The organism is Pseudomonas sp. NPDC087185 (assembly GCF_044744955.1).
GTDB lineage: Bacteria > Pseudomonadota > Gammaproteobacteria > Pseudomonadales > Pseudomonadaceae > Aquipseudomonas.
The window spans coordinates 860,169-877,772 of the sequence record NZ_JBIUZK010000002.1 but is presented as its reverse complement, the minus strand read 5'-3'; the positions used below and the strand labels follow the sequence as shown (position 1 = coordinate 877,772).

Sequence of the window (17,604 nt, the reverse complement as noted above, 5' to 3'; positions counted from 1 at the left end):
CCTGCCCATGCCCTCCAAGCAACGCCCCAACGCCCGCCAAGCGGGCTTCACCCTGCTCGAAATGCTCGCCGTGATCGTGCTGCTGGGCATTGTCGCGACCATCGTTGTGCGCCAGGTGGGCGGCAACGTCGACAAAGGCAAATACGGCGCCGGCAAAGCGCAACTGGCCAGCCTGAGCATGAAGGTCGAAAGCTACGCACTGGATGTGGGCGCACCACCGGCGAACCTCGAACAGTTGCTGCACAAGCCCGCCAACGCCAGCAGCTGGGCCGGGCCGTATGCAAAACCCTCGGACCTGGTCGACCCGTTTGGCCACGCCTTCGCCTACCACTTCCCCGGCAGCCACGGCAGCTTCGACCTGATCTTCCTCGGCCAGGATGGCGCATCGGGTGGTGAAGGCTACAAGGCCGACCTGGGCAACTGGGAGTAAACGTGACAGCACGCCCGCCCCGCCAGCAGGGTTTTACCTTGTTCGAATTGCTCATAGTGATTGTGCTGGTCGGCGTTGCCACGTCGATCCTGGCGCTTGGGGTAAGCCGCGGCATGCACGCGGCCAACGAGCGCAGCGCTTTGGCACACATGGTTTCGGCCCTGCGCAGTGCCCGGGTGCAAGCCATCGCCAGCGGGCAACCGGTGCGGGCGGTTTTTGACCTGCAGCGCAGGCAGGTGCAGGCACCTGGGCGCAAGCCAGAGGGTTGGCCTGAGGATTTGCGCGTGCGCCTGCAGACCGCCCGTGGCTTGGGCGCAGCATTCGAGTTCTACCCCGACGGTGCGGCCAGTGGCGGCAACATCCTGATCAGCCGTGGCCAGGCGCGTTGGCGTATCGATGTGAGCTGGCTCACCGGTAGCGTGCAACTGCGGGACTTGCCATGACCCGCCAGCGTGGTTTCACCCTGTTGGAAATGCTCGCGGCGATTACCTTGCTGGTGGTGGCCTCGTCCGTCCTGCTGGGCGCGTTCGCCCAAAGCAGCCGCTCGCTGGCACAGGTGCAGAGCAGCGACCGGCACAACGCCGCCGCCCGTTCGCTGATGGATGAGTTCGACCTGGGCGAGCTGGCCGTAGGCCAACAACACGGCAACTGGCAGGGCATCGAATGGGTGCTGGACGTCACCCTGAAACAGCAGGCGGCATCGCGTTTCGTGCTGTACCAACTGGACCTCAGCCTGAGCGAAAACGGGCGCACCTCGCACTTTAGCACCCTGCGCGCCCGCGCAGCAGGTGCCGCTCAGTGAAGCGCCAGGCAGGGTTCACGCTGCTGGAAATCCTGGTGGTCATCAGCCTGCTGGGGCTGCTGCTGGGGCTGGTCGGCAGCGCCCTGGTGGCGGCCAACCGCGCCGTCGCCAAGGCCCAGCACAGCAGCGCCAGGCTCGACGAACTGCGCGCCACGCAACGTTTCCTGCGCCAGTCGCTGAGCCAGGTGTTGCCATTGAGTGCAGCGACCGGCAACGGCGGCCACACCACGACGTTCGAAGGTAACGGCGACAGCGTGCTGTTTTTTGCGCCGTTACCCAGCTCGGTGGGCGGCGGCATCTACCGCCAGCGCCTGCAGCTTGATAACGGGCGCCTGGAAATCCAGCTGGCCAAACTGGAAGGCCAGCGCCTGCAGCCCTGGGGCGAGCCGCAACGGTTGCTGGAGGGGGCCGAGCGACTGCAACTGAGTTACCGCGGCTACACCCCGCTGGGCAAGGCTACCGGCTGGATGACCCGGTGGCCCTGGCCAGAGCGCCTGCCCCAAGCCGTGCGAGTGGCGGTGCACCTGCACGGCAGCCAGGCGTGGCCCCTGCTGCAGGTCAACCTGCTGCTCGACCTGTCCGGCGACGGTGGCCGGCCATGAGCCGACAACGCGGCGCGGCCCTGTTGCTGGTGCTCTGGGTCGTGGGTTTGCTGAGCGTGATGCTCGGTGGCCTGGCGATGTCGGTGCAGCTGCAGCAGCGCCAGGCGCGCTGGCAAGGCAACCACACCCAGGCCGCCTTCGCGGCCCAGGCAGGTTTCAACCTGGCCGTCGCCAACCTACTCGGCGGTGGCCAGGCGCGCTGGCTGGCCGATGGCACGCAACACGTACTGCGCTTTGCCGACAGCACGCTGCAGATCAGCGTGGTCAGCGAGCGCGGCAAGCTGGACCTCAACGCAACACCCGCAACGAGCCTGGTACAACTGCTGCGCGCCAGCGGTGCCAGTGCCGAACGCTCTCAAACCATCACTCAGGCTTTAAGGACGAGGCGCAACCAGGTACCGCTGCGAATGCTCGAAGAATTTCGCCAACTGCCCGGCATGACCTATGCCATCTATGACCGTGCCCTGCCCTTCATCACCGTCTGGTCGGGCAATGCCCAGCCCGACCCGAGCCTGGCCACACCCGCACTGGCCAAGGTGCTCGGCCTGCCCCGCCATCGCGCATCAGCAGTGGATGCCGGGCAGATTCTCACCGTCACCAGCACGGCCACCTTGGCCAGCGGGTTTGAATCACGCCTGAAGGCCACCTTCGTGCTGCTGCCTGCCTATGCCGGTGGCAAGCCGTACCGGGTGGTGAGGTGGCAGGATTGATCCGCCTGGCCAAGCGCTCTGTGGCGCACTGGGCCAGCCAATGGCAGGTTCACCACGCACGCTGGCAAGCCAGCCTTGCAAGGCGCTGGCTTAACGCCTGGCTGGCCGAGTTGCAGGGCATGCTCCCGCCTGCTCTGGCCGGACGCCTGGCCGATGGCAACACGCCCCGCTTGCTGCCGTGGCCGTTGCCCGAGCATCCTGAGCGCGGGCGCGCTGCGGTTCTGCTGCTGCCCGCGTCGCAGGTGCTGGCGCAGCGCATCGACCTGCCGCTTGCCGCGACGCGCAACCTCGCCCAGGTGCTGGCGTTCGAAATCGACCGTTACACCCCCTATACCGCCGAGCAGGTGCATTTCGTCGCGCGGGTTGTTGCACGTCGCTCCACCCTGGCCCAGGTCGAACTCGTGGCCATCGCCCGCAGCGCCCTGGACGGCATGCTCGCGGCCTGTCGCGAGCGCGGTGTGCAGCTGGTCGGCATCGACGCGCTGGACGGTGACGGTGCGCGCCTGGCAATCAACCTGCTGCCGACCGGCAGTGCCGGCACGCTGGCAGGCCCGGGCCGGCTGGGGCGCTGGCTGTGGCTCGGCTGCTGTGCCTGCGCGGTGTTGCTTGCAACGGCGTGGCTCGATCGGCGCCAGGGCGAGGTCGAGGCCATGCAACGCGAGGTCGCCGTACAGCGTCAGGCAGCCCAGCAGGTCCAGCAGTTGCGCCAGTCCCTCGATACCACCTTGGGCGCCTCGACCTACCTGGCGAGCCTCAAGGCGCAACGCCCAACCCTCACCGCACTGCTCGCCGACCTGACGGCGTGCCTGGGCAGCGACACCTGGGTGGAGCAACTGGAAGTACGCGATGGCACGCACGTCAGCTTCTCCGGCCAGAGCGCGCATGCCAGCGCGTTGCTGGCCCAGGTGAAGGCCTGCACGACGCTCGATCACGCACAGTTCCAAGGCATCATCCAAGCGGATAAAGCCACCGGCCGCGAGCGTTTTTCCATCACCGCGCAGCTCAGGCAGGAGGTGCCACATGCGTCCGCTCACTAACCGGGAACGCAAGATCGCGGCCCTCGGGCTGCTTGGCCTGCTGCTGTGGCTAACGTGGTACGTACTATTCGAATGCCTGTGGCTGGGGCCACTGCGCAGCCTGGACGAACAAGCCCAGGCGTTGCGCGAACAGCAGCGTCGCTATGCCAGCCTGATGCTCGAACAGCCTGATCTGCAGGCCCAACTGCAACGCAGCCGGAACGACCCGGCCCAGCGCAACAGCCTGCTGCCAGGCGAAGACCCCAACGCCGTCGCCGCCGACCTGATGCAGCACGCCGTCGAGCAGGTCAAGGCACAGGCGCAACGCGGCCCGGGCTGCGACATCACCCAGCGCATGCCCATCGCCCCGGCCGAACAGGAACAGGCCGAACCTTATCGCCCGGTAAACGTCAGCCTCACGCTGACCTGCGCCATCGAGCCACTGGCAGCCCTGCTGCATGCACTCGAGTACGGCCAGCCGAGCCTGTTCATCGACCAGCTGAGCATTCGTCGCAGTGCGGCGGCACCGGCCAAGGGCCCCGCCGGGCGGCTGGAGGTTCACCTGCTGATACGCGGCTACCTGCGTGCGCAACCGGCAGAAGGTAACGACGCATGAAGCTACCCACTTCCAACCGGGTGCTGCTGGCCGTCAATGTCAGTGCGCTGCTCGCCATCGCCTGGATGCTTGCAGCCCCCCATCCGCCCCAGTGGCTGCCCGCACGCAAGCCCGCGCCAGCAGCCACCCGCCGCCCCCCGGCGCCGCTGGCGGAACTTGCCCAGCCGGTGCGCGCTGCGACGTGGGCCCAGCCCATCTTCAGCGCCGACCGCCAGCCCGACCCTCAAAAGCAGGGCCAACACACCCCTGCGCTGGCCAACCTCACCCTGACCGGTGTGGTGCTCGACGGGCAGTCCCGCTGGGCCTACCTGCGCGAAGGCAACAAACCCGCCAGCAAGGTCGCGCTCGGCACGACGCTAGACAGCGGCTGGACCCTGACCCAGCTCACCGCGCTGACCGCCACCTTCACCCGTGCTGGGCAAGACCACACCCTGAGCATGCCACTGCTGCGCCTGCCGCCGCCGTCCAAGGCCCCCGTCATCACTCTTCCGCGTATTGAAACCCCATGACCATGCCACTTGCTTCCCGTAACCCGTTCCACACACTGCGCACGCCGTTGCTCGGCCTGAGCGTTGCCGTCGCCCTGGCCGGGTGCGCCAGTTCGCAACGCGACCTGCACACCGACCCTGCGCTGATGGAGCAGGCCTTCAGCGGCGCAGGCGCCCCCGCACCGGTCACCCCTGCCGAGGTCCCCGCTGCGGCCAGCGCCAACGCATCTGTTGCAGCCACCCCGCACACAGCGCCCGGCCGGCAGATCATCCGCGGCAACCAGCGTTTCGTCCGGCCAGCCGCACCAGCTGCCGCGAAGGGCGAGGCCGAGCAGGGCGATATCGTCTTCAACTTCACCGACCAACCCATCGAGGCGGTGATCAACAGCGTCATGGGCGACCTGCTGCATGAAAACTACAGCATCAGCCAGGGCGTCAAAGGCAGCGTCAGCTTTTCCACCTCCAAGCCTGTGACCAAACAGCAGGCACTGAGCATCCTGGAAACGCTGCTGTCATGGACCGACAACGCCATGATCCGCCAGGGTGACCGCTATGTGATCCTGCCCTCAGACAAGGCCGTCGCCGGTAAGCTGGTGCCCGAGGTAGCGGTCGCACAACCCGCCACCGGCCTGGCCGCCAGGCTCTTCCCGCTGCGCTACATCGGCGCCAGCGAAATGCAGAAACTGCTCAAGCCGTTCGTGCGCGAAAATGCCTTCCTGCTGGTCGACCCTGCGCGCAACGTGATCAGCCTGGCGGGCACCCCGGATGAACTGGCCAACTACCAGGACACCATCGACACCTTCGATGTCGACTGGCTCAAGGGCATGTCGATTGGCGTGTACGGGCTGCAACGCGCCTCGGTAGCGGAACTCATGCCGCAGTTGCAGAAGCTGTTCGGCCCCGACAGCGGCATGCCGTTGTCGGACATGGTCAGGTTCATGCCCAACGAGCGCACCAACTCGATCGTCGCGATTTCCGCGCAACCGGAATACCTGCAGGAAGTCGGCGACTGGATTCGCACCATCGACGAGGGTGGCGGCAACGAACCGCAGCTGTTCGTCTACGACGTGCGCAACATGAAAGCCGCCGACCTGGCGCGCTACCTGCGCCAGATCTATGGCTCGGGGCAGATTGCCGACGACAAGGCCGCGAAGGTAGCGCCGGGGCTGAAAACCACTAGCCTGACCTCGCTCAACGGCACGTCGGGCCAGTCCGCCCAGGGGCTGGGTGGCCTGGGCATGCGCACCCAGGAGAACAACAGCGAAGACACGTCGGGCGACGAATACGACGAAGCGGAACAACCCGACGCCAGCAGCGCCGAAGCCGGCGATGCCTCGGCCAAAAGCCTTGAGGAATCGGTACGTATCACGGCGCAAAAAAGCAGCAACCAGCTGCTGGTACGCACCCGGCCGGCCCAGTGGAAAGAGATCGAATCGGCGATCAAACGCCTGGACAGCCCGCCGCTGCAGGTGCAGATCGAAACGCGCATCCTGGAAGTGAAGCTCACCGGCGACCTCGACCTCGGCGTGCAGTGGTACCTGGGCCGCCTGGCCGGCAACTCCTCCAGCACCACCGTCGCCAACGAAAGCGGCAGCCAGGGTGCGCTGGGTGCCGGTGGCGTCGCGCTGGGCAGCAGCTCGATGTTCTATTCCTTCGTCAGCAGCAACCTGCAGGTCGCCCTGCGCGCCCTGGAAACCCGCGGCCTGACCCAAGTGCTCTCGGCACCCTCGCTGGTGGTGCTGAACAACCAGCAGGCGCAGATCCAGGTCGGCGACAATATCCCGATCAACCAGACCACCGTCAACACCAGCACCTCCGACACCACCCTGAGCAGCGTCGAGTATGTGCAGACGGGCGTGATCCTCGACGTGGTGCCACGGATCAACCCCGGTGGCCTGGTCTACATGGACATCCAGCAGCAGGTCAGCGACGCCGACGACAGCGCCGTCACCACCACCCAGCCCAACCCGCGCATCTCCAGCCGCGCGGTATCGACCCAAGTGGCCGTGCAGAGCGGCCAGACGGTGCTGCTCGGCGGCCTGATCAAACAGGACAATGCACAGTCCGACACCCGCGTGCCCTGGCTTTCGAGCGTCCCTGGCCTGGGCTGGCTGTTCGGCAGCACCTCCAAGAGCCGCGACCGTACCGAGCTGATCGTGCTGATCACGCCCAAGGTGGTCAACAACCCCGAACAGTCGCGGCAGGTGACGGCCGATTACCGTCAGCAGATGCAACTGCTCAAGCTGCAGTCGGCAGGCAGCCACTGAAAACCTCCGGCGAGGCGGCCATTTCCACCCACAGGGTGTTGCCGCCCCGGCCGGCCCGCCACGCAGCGGTAGCCATTGCGCTGAAACTGTCCAAAGGATCTGCCCAGCTGCACTGAGTTGGTTCAAAAGCCGCGACGCGTCAGACCATGCCCTTTTCTGATGCATGCCCTTCCCTGAGCGGTTTCGCGCCGTTTACCGCCCTGCAAGCCCGCAATCAGTAAAAGCCCGCCATTCCGGCATCCTCGTTGCAAGGCATCTGAAGTGGATGCTTTGCAATAAATGCCGTCGATTCATGGCAAGGAGTGGGTATGTCCCGGGCTTTTTTCAACGAAATGTACGATGGCGACGGCCGTTGCCGCCCTCATTACCAAGAGTTCGCTCGCTGGCTGGCGAACACCCCCCTGCAATTGCTGGAGCAACGTCGACGCGAGGCCGACCTGCTGTTCCACCGTGCCGGCATCACCTTCACCTTGTACGGTGACAAACAGGACACCGAGCGCCTGATCCCCTTCGACATCATCCCCCGCAGCATCCGCGCCAGCGAATGGCGCACGGTCGAGCGCGGCTGCATCCAGCGGGTCCAGGCGCTGAACCTGTTCCTGCAGGACATCTACCACGACCAGCGCATCCTCAAGGCCGGCATCATCCCGCCGGAACAAGTGCTGGCCAACGAGGGCTACCAGGTCGCCATGCAGGGCTTGGCCCTGCACCGTGGCTTGTATGCGCATATTGCCGGGGTCGACCTGGTGCGTGACAGCGATGGCAGCTACTACGTGCTGGAGGACAACCTGCGCACCCCCAGCGGCGTCAGCTACATGCTCGAAGACCGCAAGATGATGATGCGCCTGTTCCCCGAGCTGTTTGCCGCCCAGCGCGTCGCGCCCATCGATCACTACCCCAACCTGCTGCTGGACACCCTCAAAAGCGCCAGCCCGCTGGATAACCCGACCGCCGTCGTGCTTACCCCGGGCCGCTTCAACAGTGCGTACTTCGAGCATGCATTCCTGGCGCGGGAAATGGGCATCGAACTGGTCGAGGGTGCCGACCTGTTCGTGCGCGACGACCATGTGTTCATGCGCACCACTGCAGGCCCCAAGCAAGTGGACGTGATCTACCGCCGGCTGGACGACGAGTACCTCGACCCGCTGTCGTTCAACCCCGACTCCACGCTGGGTATTCCCGGGCTGATCGCCGTGTACCGCGCAGGCAACGTGGTGCTGGCCAACGCGGTCGGTACAGGGGTGGCCGATGACAAGTCGATCTACCCCTACGTCGGTGACATGATCCGCTTCTACCTGGGCGAAGAGCCGATCCTCAAGAACGTGCCCACCTTTCAGTGCCGCAAGCCCCTGGAGCTGGCCCACGTGCTGGCCAACCTGCCCGAGCTGGTGGTCAAGGAAACCCAAGGCTCCGGCGGCTACGGCATGCTGGTCGGCCCCGCTGCCAGCGCAGCGCAAATCGAGGATTTCCGCGCGCGGATCAAGGCCCGCCCTCACGCTTACATCGCCCAACCCACGCTGTGCCTGTCGACCTGCCCGACCTTTGTCGAGAACGGCATCGCACCGCGCCACATCGACCTGCGCCCCTTCGTGCTGTGTGGCAGCGAAATTCGCCTGGTGCCCGGCGGCCTGACCCGCGTGGCGCTGCAGGAAGGCTCACTGGTGGTCAACTCGTCGCAGGGCGGCGGCACCAAGGACACCTGGGTGGTGGAGGACTGAACCATGCTTTCGAGAACCGCTTCCGACCTGTACTGGATGTCCCGCTACCTGGAGCGCGCGGAAAACCTGGCGCGCATGCTGGAGGTCAGCTACTCGCTGTCGCTGATGCCGCAGGCCGGGCGCAGCGATGGCCACGCGGAGCTTGCGATGTCGTTGCTGGCCTCCGGCACCCTGGACGACTACATCAGCCGGCACACCGAGCTCGACACCGAGCGCATGCTGCACTTCTTCGCCCTCGATGCGACCAACCCCAGCAGCATCTACTGTTGCCTGCAAGCGGCCAGGACCAACGCCCATGCCGTGCGCGGCCGCATCACGGCCGACATGTGGGAGAACATCAACGCCACCTGGATCGAAATGCGCAACATCGCCAGCAACGGCCTGGGGCGCTACGGCATCAGCCAGTTCTGCGACTGGGTCAAGGAGCGCTCGCACCTGTTCCGTGGCGCCACCTCTGGCACCATCATGCGCAACGATGCCTACAGCTTCATCCGCCTGGGCACCTTTCTGGAGCGGGCGGACAACACCCTGCGCCTGCTCGATGCCCGCTACGAAATGTTTGGCGAAGCCTCCGAGGAAGTGAGCGACAACTCCGCCCGCGGCTACTACCAGTGGAGCGCCCTGTTGCGTGCGCTGACCTCCTACGAAGCCTTCAACGAGATCTACCGCAACGCGCCCAGTGCCAGGCCGGTATCCGAGCTTTTGTTGCTGCGGGTGGACGTACCCCGCTCGCTGCATGCCTGCATCGAGGAACTCGACCAGATTCTGGCTGCCCTGCCCGGCACCACCGGGCGCGCCGCCCAGCGCATGGCCGCCGAACTCAACGCACGGCTGCGCTACACGGCGATCGACGAAATCCTGGAAGCAGGGCTGCACCTGTGGCTGACCGATTTTCTCGGTCGCATCCAGCAACTGGGGCAGTCCGTTCACCACGCCTACCTGGAGGTTTTATGAGACTGTCCATCCGCCACGACACGACCTACAGCTACGCCAGCGACGTCAGCAACAGCATCCAGTTTCTGCGCCTGACGCCGCGCAGCAGCGAACGCCAGCGCATCCTCGAATGGCAACTGGACCTGCCCTGCAAGGTCGGCAGCCAGATAGACCCATACGGCAACATCCTGCATGTGCTGACCCTGGAGAAGCCCCATGGCCACCTGGCCCTGACCGCCCATGGCCAGGTGGAGATCGACCCGGACTGCGATCAGGAAGCCGGCAGCCGGTCCCCCCTGCCCTTTTTGCGCAGCAGCAAGCTGACCCAGGCCGACGATGCACTCAAGGCCTTCGCCGTTCGGCAATGCGGCGTCCGCAGCGACCGGGTGGCACTGACCGAACTGATGCAGGCACTGGCCGAGCACATGCCCTACCGCCCGGGCTCGACCACGGTGGGCACCACCGCCATCGAGGCCTTCGCCGGGGCAGCCGGGGTCTGCCAGGACCACACCCATGCGTTCCTGGCCTGCGCGCGCAGCCTGGGCGTGCCGGCCCGCTACGTCTCCGGTTACCTGTGCACCGAGGACGAGACCCACCTGGCCAGCCATGCCTGGGCTGAAGCCTGGGTGGATGACGCCTGGTACAGTTTCGATGTGACCAACCGCCTTACCCGGCCCGAGCGCCACCTCAAACTGGCCGTAGGCCTGGACTACCTCGATGCCTGCCCGGTCCGGGGCGTGCGCCGTGGGGGTGGCGCAGAGTCGATGCTGGCCAGCGTCCAGGTACAGCGCCAGTAAGGCAGCTTGCCCAGTGCGCGCAGCTCAGCCTCCAACGCTGGGCTGCGCGCCATGGTCACCCCTGGCGAGACGCCCAGGGGCTTGGCAAACTGAATCGTTGAAATCAGAAATACCCCAACGCCTCAACCATCACCGCCCTTTGGCTCACGCCTTGGCAATGCCCGGCACCAGCATCCATTCCGCGCTGTCGTTCCACACATCCATGCGCACGATCTTGCCTGCCTTCACTTCGAAGCGGTCCAGGTAGCGGTTACCGGAAAAACTCCGGCCATCCGGCCATTGCCCGTACAGCGTACCGTTGGAGTACACCACGGTATGGTCCTCGCGCTCGCACCAGTCGAACTGCCCCAACTGCTTTTTCACCCAGGTGTAACGCGCGCCGTTGAAGGCGGTGATGTCGGTGGGCGTCGGCATTGGCCTGCCGCCGGTGAAGGTGATGCGCACGTCGTCGCTCATGAACGTGGCGGCACGTACCGGGTCGGGGGCCATGGAGGCGGCGAGGAAGTCGCGGACGATCTGTACGGCGCTGTTGCTGTCGGTCATTGCAAGTCTCCGAGGGTGTCCAGAACGGGGCGTAGGCCCCGGGCGATGCCTTGATCCAGTGCACGCGAGGGCGCTGGACCCATTGGCGTAGGCCCCAAAACACGGGGTGTCTGGAGTATTTTCCAAATGGCACCTGTTTTGCTAGCACATTTTTATAAATTGCTAGCAATCAGGAGTTCACGCCATGTTCACCCGTTCCCTGCTGCGTCGCTGGCTGCCCTGTGCAGCCCTTTCCCTGGCCTGTTGCACAGGCTTCGTGCAGGCTGCCGAGCCGATCAAGGTCGGCCTGGTAGCCGCGTTGTCCGGGCAGTCGGCCAAGTCCGGCGAGGCCCTGACCCGTGGCCTGACCCTGGCCATCGATGAAATCAACGCCCAGGGCGGCCTGCTCGGACGCCCTGTGGAGCTGGTGCGCCGCGACGACGAGAGCAACCCGGCCAAGGGCATGCTGGCGGCACGCGAGCTGATCCAGCGGGAGAAGGTCAGCGTGCTGTTCGGCGGCCTCGACACCCCGGTGTCGCTGGCCATCGTGCCGCTGGCCAACCAGCTGAAGACGCCGTTCATGGGCATCTGGGCGGCGGGCACCAAGATCACCGAGAACGGCGCGAAGGACAACTACGTGTTCCGCGTCTCGGCGGTGGACGAACAGGTCGACGAGGCGCTGGTCGCCTATGGCCTGCGCCAGGGCATGAAACAGCCGGGGCTGATCCTGGCCAACAACCCTTGGGGCGAGTCGAACCTGGCTGGGCTCAACGCTGCCCTCGCTCGCCGCGACATGGCCCAGGCGCCAGCCGAACGCTTCGAAGACAGCGACCTGGACATGGTCCCGCAACTCACCCGCCTGAAAAACGCAGGCGTCGATACCCTGTTGCTGGTCGGCAACGTCGGGCCCTCGGCGCAGGTGGTCAAGGGCCTGCAGCAAATGGGCTGGAAGGTGCCGGTGGTGTCGCACTGGGGCCCGGCCGGAGGCCGCTTCGGCGAGCTCGCCGGGCCGGATGCCGGGCGTGTGCACTTCATCCAGACGTTCGTCTTCGGCACGCACAACAGTGCCCGCGGCGATGCCTTGCTGGCCGCCCTCAAACAGCGCTACCCGCAAGTCAAGACCCTGGCCGACGTGACCCCGGCCGTGGGCATCGCCAACGCCTATGACGCCATGCACCTGGTGGGCCTTGCGATCGACAAGGCGCAGGACACCCAAGGCGCCAAAGTGCGCGACGGCTTCTACGCCATCACTGACTACGCGGGCCTGATCAAGCATTACCAGCAACCCTTCAGCGCGGATCGCCACGATGCCCTGGGCCCTGACGACTATGTCTTCAGCCGCTTCGACGGCGACACCATCGTGCCCGTGAAGCCCTGAGCGGAGGCCTTCGACATGATCACCACCGCACTGGTCAGCGGCCTGGGCCTGGGCAGCATGTACGCGCTGCTGGCCCTCGGCTTTCACCTCACCTACGCCGTGTCGCGCACGGTCAACTTTGCCCAGGGCAGCGCGATGATGGTCGGCGCCGTGCTTGGCTACAGCCTGGCGGTGACCTGGGGCTGGCCGCTGTGGCTGGCCCTGCCCACCACCTTGGTGCTGTGCGCGGTGCTGGGCCTTGTGATCGAGCGCTTCCTGGTGCGGCCCTTCCACAGCCGAGGCTCGGACGCCTGGCTGATGGCGACGGTGGCGGGCGGGCTGCTGCTGGACAACCTGGCGATGTTCACCTTCGGCAAGGAGCCGCGGCAGTTTGGCAGCGCCCTGACCAGCCTGCGCCTGGAACTCGGCGACAGCAGCTTGAACGCGGTGCAGCTGGCGATTCCGCTGGCCGGCGCGGGGGTGGCGGCAACGTTGTACTGGGTGCGCCGGCGCACGCAACTGGGGCTGCGCCTCGAAGCCTGCGTGCAGAACCCACGGGCGGCACGGCTGATGGGCATCGAGGTGAACCGGGTGGTGGCGGCGGCGTTTGCCCTGTCGACCGTGTTCGCGGCCCTGGCCGGCCTGCTGATCGCGCCGCTGTACAGCGTGCACGCCGACATGGGCACGCTGTTTGGCCTGAAGGCGTTTGCGGTGGCCATCCTCGGTGGCATCGCCAGCGCGGGCGGGGTGTTTGCCGCCGGCCTGCTGTTTGGCCTGATCGAGGCGTTGGTCACGTTGTATTTCGGCTCCGCGTTCACCCAATTGCTGTGCTTTGCACTGGTGATCGTGGTGCTCGCGGCACGTCCTGACGGCCTGTTCGGCCGCAAACTCTGGGTGAAGGTATGACCATGCGCGAGCGACTCGCCCCCGTTGGGCTGGCCCTGTTCGGGGCCGCCAGCATTGGCCTGGCACTGGGCCTGGACAGCTACTGGCTGTTGATCCTGACCTTGTACGCGCTGGCGGTCACCGTCGGCGTCGGCCTGAACATCCTGATCGGCTTGTCCGGGCAGATGTCCTTCGGCCACATCGCTTTCTATGCCATCGGCGCCTACCTGTCGGCCCTGTTGACGCTTGCCGGGGTGCCGCTGGCTGGCGCCCTGCCGCTGGCCGCCCTTGGCTGTGCGTTGCTCGGCGGCCTGCTGGCGATCCCGGCGCTGCGAGTCAGCGGGCCTTACCTGGCAATGATCACCATCGCCTTTGCCCTGGTGGTACACAACGGCCTGATCGAGTGGCGTAGCGTCACCGGTGGGGCCAATGGCCTGATGGGTATCCCGTTGCCTGAGCTAGGCACCCTGGACCCGGCGGTGCTGCTGGCGCTGGGCGCGGTGCTGCTGATGCTGGCGGCGCTGCTGTTCTACTGGAGCCTGCAGCGCAGCGGCTGGGGCCTGGCGATGCGCGCGGTGAAGGCATCGGAAATCGCCGCGCGCTCGCTGGGCGTGAACCCGGTGCAGACGCGCACCCTCGCCTTTGCCCTCTCGGCCGGCCTGGCGGGTGCGGCTGGCGCGTTGGTGGCGCCGGTGCTGATGTTCATCAACCCGGCGGCGTTTCCGTTTTCGCAGTCGATCCTGTTCGTGCTGGCGGTGATCGTCGGGGGTGCCGGCCTGCTGTTCGGGCCCGTGCTCGGCGCGCTGGTGATCGTACTGTTGCCGGAATTGCTGGCGGACTTTGCCGAGTACCGGCTGCTGGCGTTTTCGCTGTTGCTGCTGGCGGTGCTGTGGGCGGCGCCGCGCGGCGTGCTGGGCAGCCTTGCCCGGCGCTTCTGGCGGCCAGCGCACGCGCCGGTCACCGCGCAGCCCGACACGGCCACGCTGCAGGCGTTCTTCGCCGGTGGCGCGCAACACGGGCTGACCGTCGAGGGCATCGGTATCCGCTTCGGTGGCGTGCAAGCAGCCCAGCAGGTCAGCCTGCAGGCCTTGCCTGGCAGCATCACCAGCCTGATCGGCCCCAACGGCGCGGGCAAATCCACCGTGCTCAACCTGATCAGTGGCTTCTACCGCACCGACAGCGGCTCAATCCAGCTGGGCCGCGAATTGGCCGGGCAACCGGCCTGGCGCATCGCCCGTGCCGGCATCGCCCGTACCTACCAGACTACCCAGTTGTTCGGCGAACTGAGCGTGCTGGAAAACCTGCTGCTGGCCTTCCAGCAGGGCGCCATCGAACGGCCGTGGCCCCGCCAGCAGGCCAGCCGCAAGGCACTGGCGATTCAGCTGCTGGCGCTGGTCGGCTACCGGGGCAACCTGCACGCCCCAGCCGATGACCTGCCCCACGTCGACCGCCGCCTGGTCGAGATCGCCAGGGGCTTGGCCAGCCGGCCGCAGGTGCTGCTGCTCGACGAACCGGCCGCCGGCCTCGGCCGCCAGGACACCGACCGCCTGGCCACGCTGCTGCAACGCCTGGCCGCATTCAACCTGGCGATCATCCTGGTCGAACACGACATGCCGTTGGTGATGGCGGTGTCGCAGCGGCTGCTGGTGCTCGATGCCGGCAAGCCGATTGCCTGGGGCACACCCGAGCAGGTGCGCTGCAACCCCAAGGTGATCGCTGCCTACCTGGGCGGCACCGAGTACCAGGCGCAGCCGCGTGCGCAGGCCTGGGCCGGCTCGCGCGATGCGGTGCTGCACGTGCGCGACCTGTGCATCGACTATGGCGCCGCGCCCGTGGTCGAAGGCGTCGACCTGGTGGTCAACCCCGGCGAGCTGATTGCCATTCTCGGCGCCAACGGGGCTGGCAAGTCGAGCATCCTCCAGGCGCTCGCCGGGCTGCACCGGCCGCGTGGCGGCAGCATCGTGCTGAACAACGACAGCATCGAAAGCCTGGATGCCAGCCAGATCGCCCGCCTCGGCCTGGCCCTGGTGCCCGAGGGCCGCCAGTTGTTCGGCCAGCTGAGCGTGCGCGAGAACCTGCTGCTGGGCGCCAACGTTCGCCAGGACGCGGTCGATGCCGACGCCGAGATCGCGGCTATCCTCAGCCGCTTCCCGCGCCTGCGCGAGCGCATCGACAGCCCCGCCGGGCTGCTGTCGGGCGGTGAACAGCAGATGGTCGCGATTGGCCGCGGGCTGATGGCCAAGCCGCGCATCCTGCTGCTGGACGAACCGTCCCTGGGCCTGTCCCCGGCGATGATCGGCGAACTGTACGACGCGCTCGCCGCCCTGCGCGACGAAGGCGTGACCCTGCTGCTGGTCGACCAGATGGCCAACCTGGCGCTGCAGGTGGCCGACCGCGCCTACGTGCTGGAGACCGGGCGCATCGTCAAACATGGCAGCGCCGAGCAACTGCGCGGCGACCCGCAACTGGAAGCCGCCTACCTGGGCGCAGGAGCCGCCGCATGAGCAACCTGGAGCTGATCAATGTACGTCTGGACGGTGGCCCGCAACTGAGCCGGCTGCTGATCGAGGACGGCCACTTCGTCACGCGACTGAGCCGGCCAGCGCCCACCCTCGACCTGGGTGGCCGGCTGGTGTTGCCGGGCCTGATCGAAACCCATATCCACCTGGACAAGGCCTGCATCCTCTCGCGCTGCCAACTGCGTGAAGGCACACTGGCCGAAGCCATCGCGCAAACCCGCCTGGCCAAGGCGGAGTTCACCGAAGCCGATGTGTACGCCCGCGGCGCCGCAGTGCTGGAGAAAGCTATCGTGCAGGGCACCACGCACCTGCGCACGCATGTCGAGATCGACCCCGGCATCGGTCTCATCGGCCTGCGCGCGATCCGCCGGCTGCAGGCCGACTATGCCTGGGCCGTGACCCTGGAAATCTGCGTCTTCCCGCAAGAAGGCATGCTCGACAACCCCGGTACCGAAGCCCTGCTGTGCCAGGCCCTGGATGAAGGCGCCGAGGTGCTCGGCGGCTGCCCTTACACCGACACCGACCCGCACGCGCAAATCCGCCGCCTGTTCGAACTGGCGGTGGCCTACGACCGTGACTTGGACCTGCACCTGGACTTCGACCTTAAGGTAACCGGCATGACCCTCGGTGAAGTCATCCGCTGCACCCACCAGCACGGCTGGCAGGGCCGGGTCACCGTCGGCCATGTGACCAAGCTTTCGGCGCTGCCGCAGGCCGAACTGATGAACATGGGCCGCGCGCTGGCCGAAGCCGGCGTGCAGGTGACCTGCCTTCCGGCCACCGACCTGTTCCTCACGGGTCGCGACCGTTTCCACGACAAACCCAGGGGCCTGGCGCCGCTGGCCCAGCTGCATGAATGCGGGGTGACCTGCTCATTGTCGAGCAACAATATCGGCAACCCGTTCACGCCCTACGGGGACGCCTCGCTGGTGCGCCAGGCCAACCTGTACGCCAACGTCGCCCAACTGGGTACGCCGCAGGAACTGCTGCTGTGCCTGGGCTGGATTTCGCGGCAATCGGCGCGCCTGCTGCGCCTGGCCGACTATGGCCTGGAGCCGGGTTGCCGGGCAGACTTCGTGGTATTCGATGCGCCCTCGCCCGCCGAGGTAATCGGCCGTATCGCCGCGCCGCTGATGGGTTTCAAGCGTGGCCGGCAGACCTTCAGCCGGCCGCCCGCAGAGCTGTTCCCCGCGCAGCTTACAGCCCTGACAGTGCCTGACGCAGGTTGACCTCCGGCGCGTCCACATCGTCGAGGGCCAACTGGCCCTCGAGTTCGTCCAGGTGCTCGATCATTTCTTCCACGGCGGCCTGGGTGTCACCCGCACGCAGCGCATCGATGATCGCCTGGTGCTCGTCCGAGGCACAGGGCGGGCTGTCGCCCCGCTGGTAGAGGCCGACGATCAAGGAGCTGCGCACCATCAGGTTGCCGAGGATATCGGCCAGTACCTGGTTGCCGGACACCTCCCCTAGCAAGAGGTGAAACTCGCTGAGCTCGCGGACGATCGCGCGGCGGTCGGTGCTGGCGGTTGCGGCGCGTTCGTTGTGCATGTGTTGCTCGATGCGCACCTGGTGCTCGGCGATATGCGCAGGCGTGATGGCCTCGACGATCGCCCGCTCCACCGCACGGCGGGCAGCGAAGATCTCGCGCGCTTCCCGCGCGCTGGGCTGCGCCACGGTGGCGCCGCGGTTGGGCTCGATGTCGACGATACGCTGCATGGCCAGGCGCTGCAGCGCCGCCTGCACGTGGTTGCGGTTGGCCTGCAAGGTCTCGACGATGTGCGCCTCGACCAGCCGCACGCCAGGCCGCAGGCGGTGCTGGGCGATAGCCTTGGCAAGCATCTCGGCGATGCGCTGGACTTCCTGTTGCTTGCTGCTGACCGTCTTGCCTTTCATCGCGACCTCAAAACCCTCATACGCATTCGGCCGGCATTATCCGCCGGCC

Annotated in this window: 18 protein-coding genes; 16 read left to right on the top strand and 2 right to left on the bottom strand. The window is 66.7% G+C overall.

Features of this window, described 5'->3' with window-relative positions:
* Window positions 1–7 precede the first annotated feature (7 nt).
* The 12 genes from gspG to ACIPIJ_RS09510 all read left to right on the top strand — a co-directional run bounded on the left by gspG (window position 8) and on the right by ACIPIJ_RS09510 (window position 10,379).
* Window positions 8–430 (top strand): type II secretion system major pseudopilin GspG, encoded by a 423-nt coding sequence (gspG, locus tag ACIPIJ_RS09565; RefSeq protein ID WP_401075363.1) that lies wholly within the window; start codon window positions 8–10, stop codon window positions 428–430.
* Window positions 431–432: 2 nt separating this feature from the next.
* Window positions 433–873 carry a GspH/FimT family pseudopilin gene (locus ACIPIJ_RS09560; protein WP_401075360.1) on the top strand — a complete coding sequence of 147 codons (441 nt, stop codon included), beginning with the start codon at window positions 433–435 and terminating at the stop codon, window positions 871–873.
* Entirely contained in the window at window positions 870–1,232 is a 363-nt protein-coding gene (locus tag ACIPIJ_RS09555) for a type II secretion system protein (RefSeq protein WP_401075358.1), read from the top strand. Before ACIPIJ_RS09560 ends, ACIPIJ_RS09555 begins: the two co-directional genes overlap by 4 nt.
* Window positions 1,229–1,834: a prepilin-type N-terminal cleavage/methylation domain-containing protein gene (locus tag ACIPIJ_RS09550; protein ID WP_401075355.1), complete on the top strand. Its 606-nt coding sequence runs from the start codon at window positions 1,229–1,231 to the stop codon at window positions 1,832–1,834. The genes ACIPIJ_RS09555 and ACIPIJ_RS09550 overlap by 4 nt, the downstream gene beginning before the upstream one ends.
* Window positions 1,831–2,544 (top strand): type II secretion system minor pseudopilin GspK, encoded by a 714-nt coding sequence (locus ACIPIJ_RS09545; RefSeq protein WP_401075353.1) that lies wholly within the window; start codon window positions 1,831–1,833, stop codon window positions 2,542–2,544. The genes ACIPIJ_RS09550 and ACIPIJ_RS09545 overlap by 4 nt, the downstream gene beginning before the upstream one ends.
* Window positions 2,532–3,581, top strand: a complete 1,050-nt coding sequence (locus ACIPIJ_RS09540; RefSeq protein WP_401075350.1) for a type II secretion system protein GspL — start codon at window positions 2,532–2,534, stop codon at window positions 3,579–3,581. Before ACIPIJ_RS09545 ends, ACIPIJ_RS09540 begins: the two co-directional genes overlap by 13 nt.
* Complete coding sequence (gene gspM / locus ACIPIJ_RS09535; RefSeq protein ID WP_401075348.1) at window positions 3,565–4,176, top strand: type II secretion system protein GspM; 612 nt, start codon at window positions 3,565–3,567, stop codon at window positions 4,174–4,176. Before ACIPIJ_RS09540 ends, gspM begins: the two co-directional genes overlap by 17 nt.
* Window positions 4,173–4,685, top strand: a complete 513-nt coding sequence (locus ACIPIJ_RS09530; RefSeq protein ID WP_401075346.1) for a hypothetical protein — start codon at window positions 4,173–4,175, stop codon at window positions 4,683–4,685. Before gspM ends, ACIPIJ_RS09530 begins: the two co-directional genes overlap by 4 nt.
* The gene (gene gspD / locus ACIPIJ_RS09525) at window positions 4,682–6,931 is read left to right on the top strand and encodes a type II secretion system secretin GspD (protein ID WP_401075344.1); all 2,250 of its coding nucleotides are present in this window, start codon (window positions 4,682–4,684) and stop codon (window positions 6,929–6,931) included. Before ACIPIJ_RS09530 ends, gspD begins: the two co-directional genes overlap by 4 nt.
* Before the next feature lie 308 nt (window positions 6,932–7,239).
* A complete protein-coding gene (locus ACIPIJ_RS09520) occupies window positions 7,240–8,649 on the top strand; it encodes a circularly permuted type 2 ATP-grasp protein (protein WP_401075341.1) in 1,410 nt (469 codons plus the stop codon).
* Window positions 8,650–8,652: 3 nt separating this feature from the next.
* Entirely contained in the window at window positions 8,653–9,603 is a 951-nt protein-coding gene (locus tag ACIPIJ_RS09515; RefSeq protein WP_401075339.1) for an alpha-E domain-containing protein, read from the top strand.
* Window positions 9,600–10,379, top strand: coding sequence for a transglutaminase N-terminal domain-containing protein (locus tag ACIPIJ_RS09510; protein ID WP_401075337.1), 780 nt, complete (start codon window positions 9,600–9,602; stop codon window positions 10,377–10,379). The genes ACIPIJ_RS09515 and ACIPIJ_RS09510 overlap by 4 nt, the downstream gene beginning before the upstream one ends.
* A 144-nt stretch (window positions 10,380–10,523) precedes the next feature.
* On the opposite strand, the gene ACIPIJ_RS09505 is transcribed toward ACIPIJ_RS09510, so the two are convergent.
* A complete protein-coding gene (locus tag ACIPIJ_RS09505) occupies window positions 10,524–10,922 on the bottom strand; it encodes a nuclear transport factor 2 family protein (protein WP_401075334.1) in 399 nt (132 codons plus the stop codon).
* Window positions 10,923–11,106: 184 nt separating this feature from the next.
* Between ACIPIJ_RS09505 and ACIPIJ_RS09500 the strand changes: the two genes are divergently transcribed.
* The 4 genes from ACIPIJ_RS09500 to ACIPIJ_RS09485 are packed head-to-tail and all read left to right on the top strand — an operon-like array spanning window position 11,107 to window position 16,891.
* The gene (locus ACIPIJ_RS09500) at window positions 11,107–12,279 is read left to right on the top strand and encodes an ABC transporter substrate-binding protein (protein WP_401075331.1); all 1,173 of its coding nucleotides are present in this window, start codon (window positions 11,107–11,109) and stop codon (window positions 12,277–12,279) included.
* A gap of 15 nt (window positions 12,280–12,294) precedes the next feature.
* Window positions 12,295–13,164, top strand: coding sequence for a branched-chain amino acid ABC transporter permease (locus ACIPIJ_RS09495; protein WP_401075328.1), 870 nt, complete (start codon window positions 12,295–12,297; stop codon window positions 13,162–13,164).
* Window positions 13,165–13,166: 2 nt separating this feature from the next.
* Window positions 13,167–15,647, top strand: a complete 2,481-nt coding sequence (locus ACIPIJ_RS09490; protein WP_401075325.1) for an ATP-binding cassette domain-containing protein — start codon at window positions 13,167–13,169, stop codon at window positions 15,645–15,647.
* The gene (locus ACIPIJ_RS09485) at window positions 15,644–16,891 is read left to right on the top strand and encodes an amidohydrolase family protein (RefSeq protein WP_401075323.1); all 1,248 of its coding nucleotides are present in this window, start codon (window positions 15,644–15,646) and stop codon (window positions 16,889–16,891) included. The genes ACIPIJ_RS09490 and ACIPIJ_RS09485 overlap by 4 nt, the downstream gene beginning before the upstream one ends.
* Here the strand turns inward: ACIPIJ_RS09485 and ACIPIJ_RS09480 are convergent.
* Window positions 16,860–17,555: a GntR family transcriptional regulator gene (locus tag ACIPIJ_RS09480; RefSeq protein ID WP_401075321.1), complete on the bottom strand. Its 696-nt coding sequence runs from the start codon at window positions 17,553–17,555 to the stop codon at window positions 16,860–16,862. The two genes, ACIPIJ_RS09485 and ACIPIJ_RS09480, sit on opposite strands and share 32 nt — an antisense overlap.
* Between the last annotated feature and the right edge of the window lie 49 nt (window positions 17,556–17,604).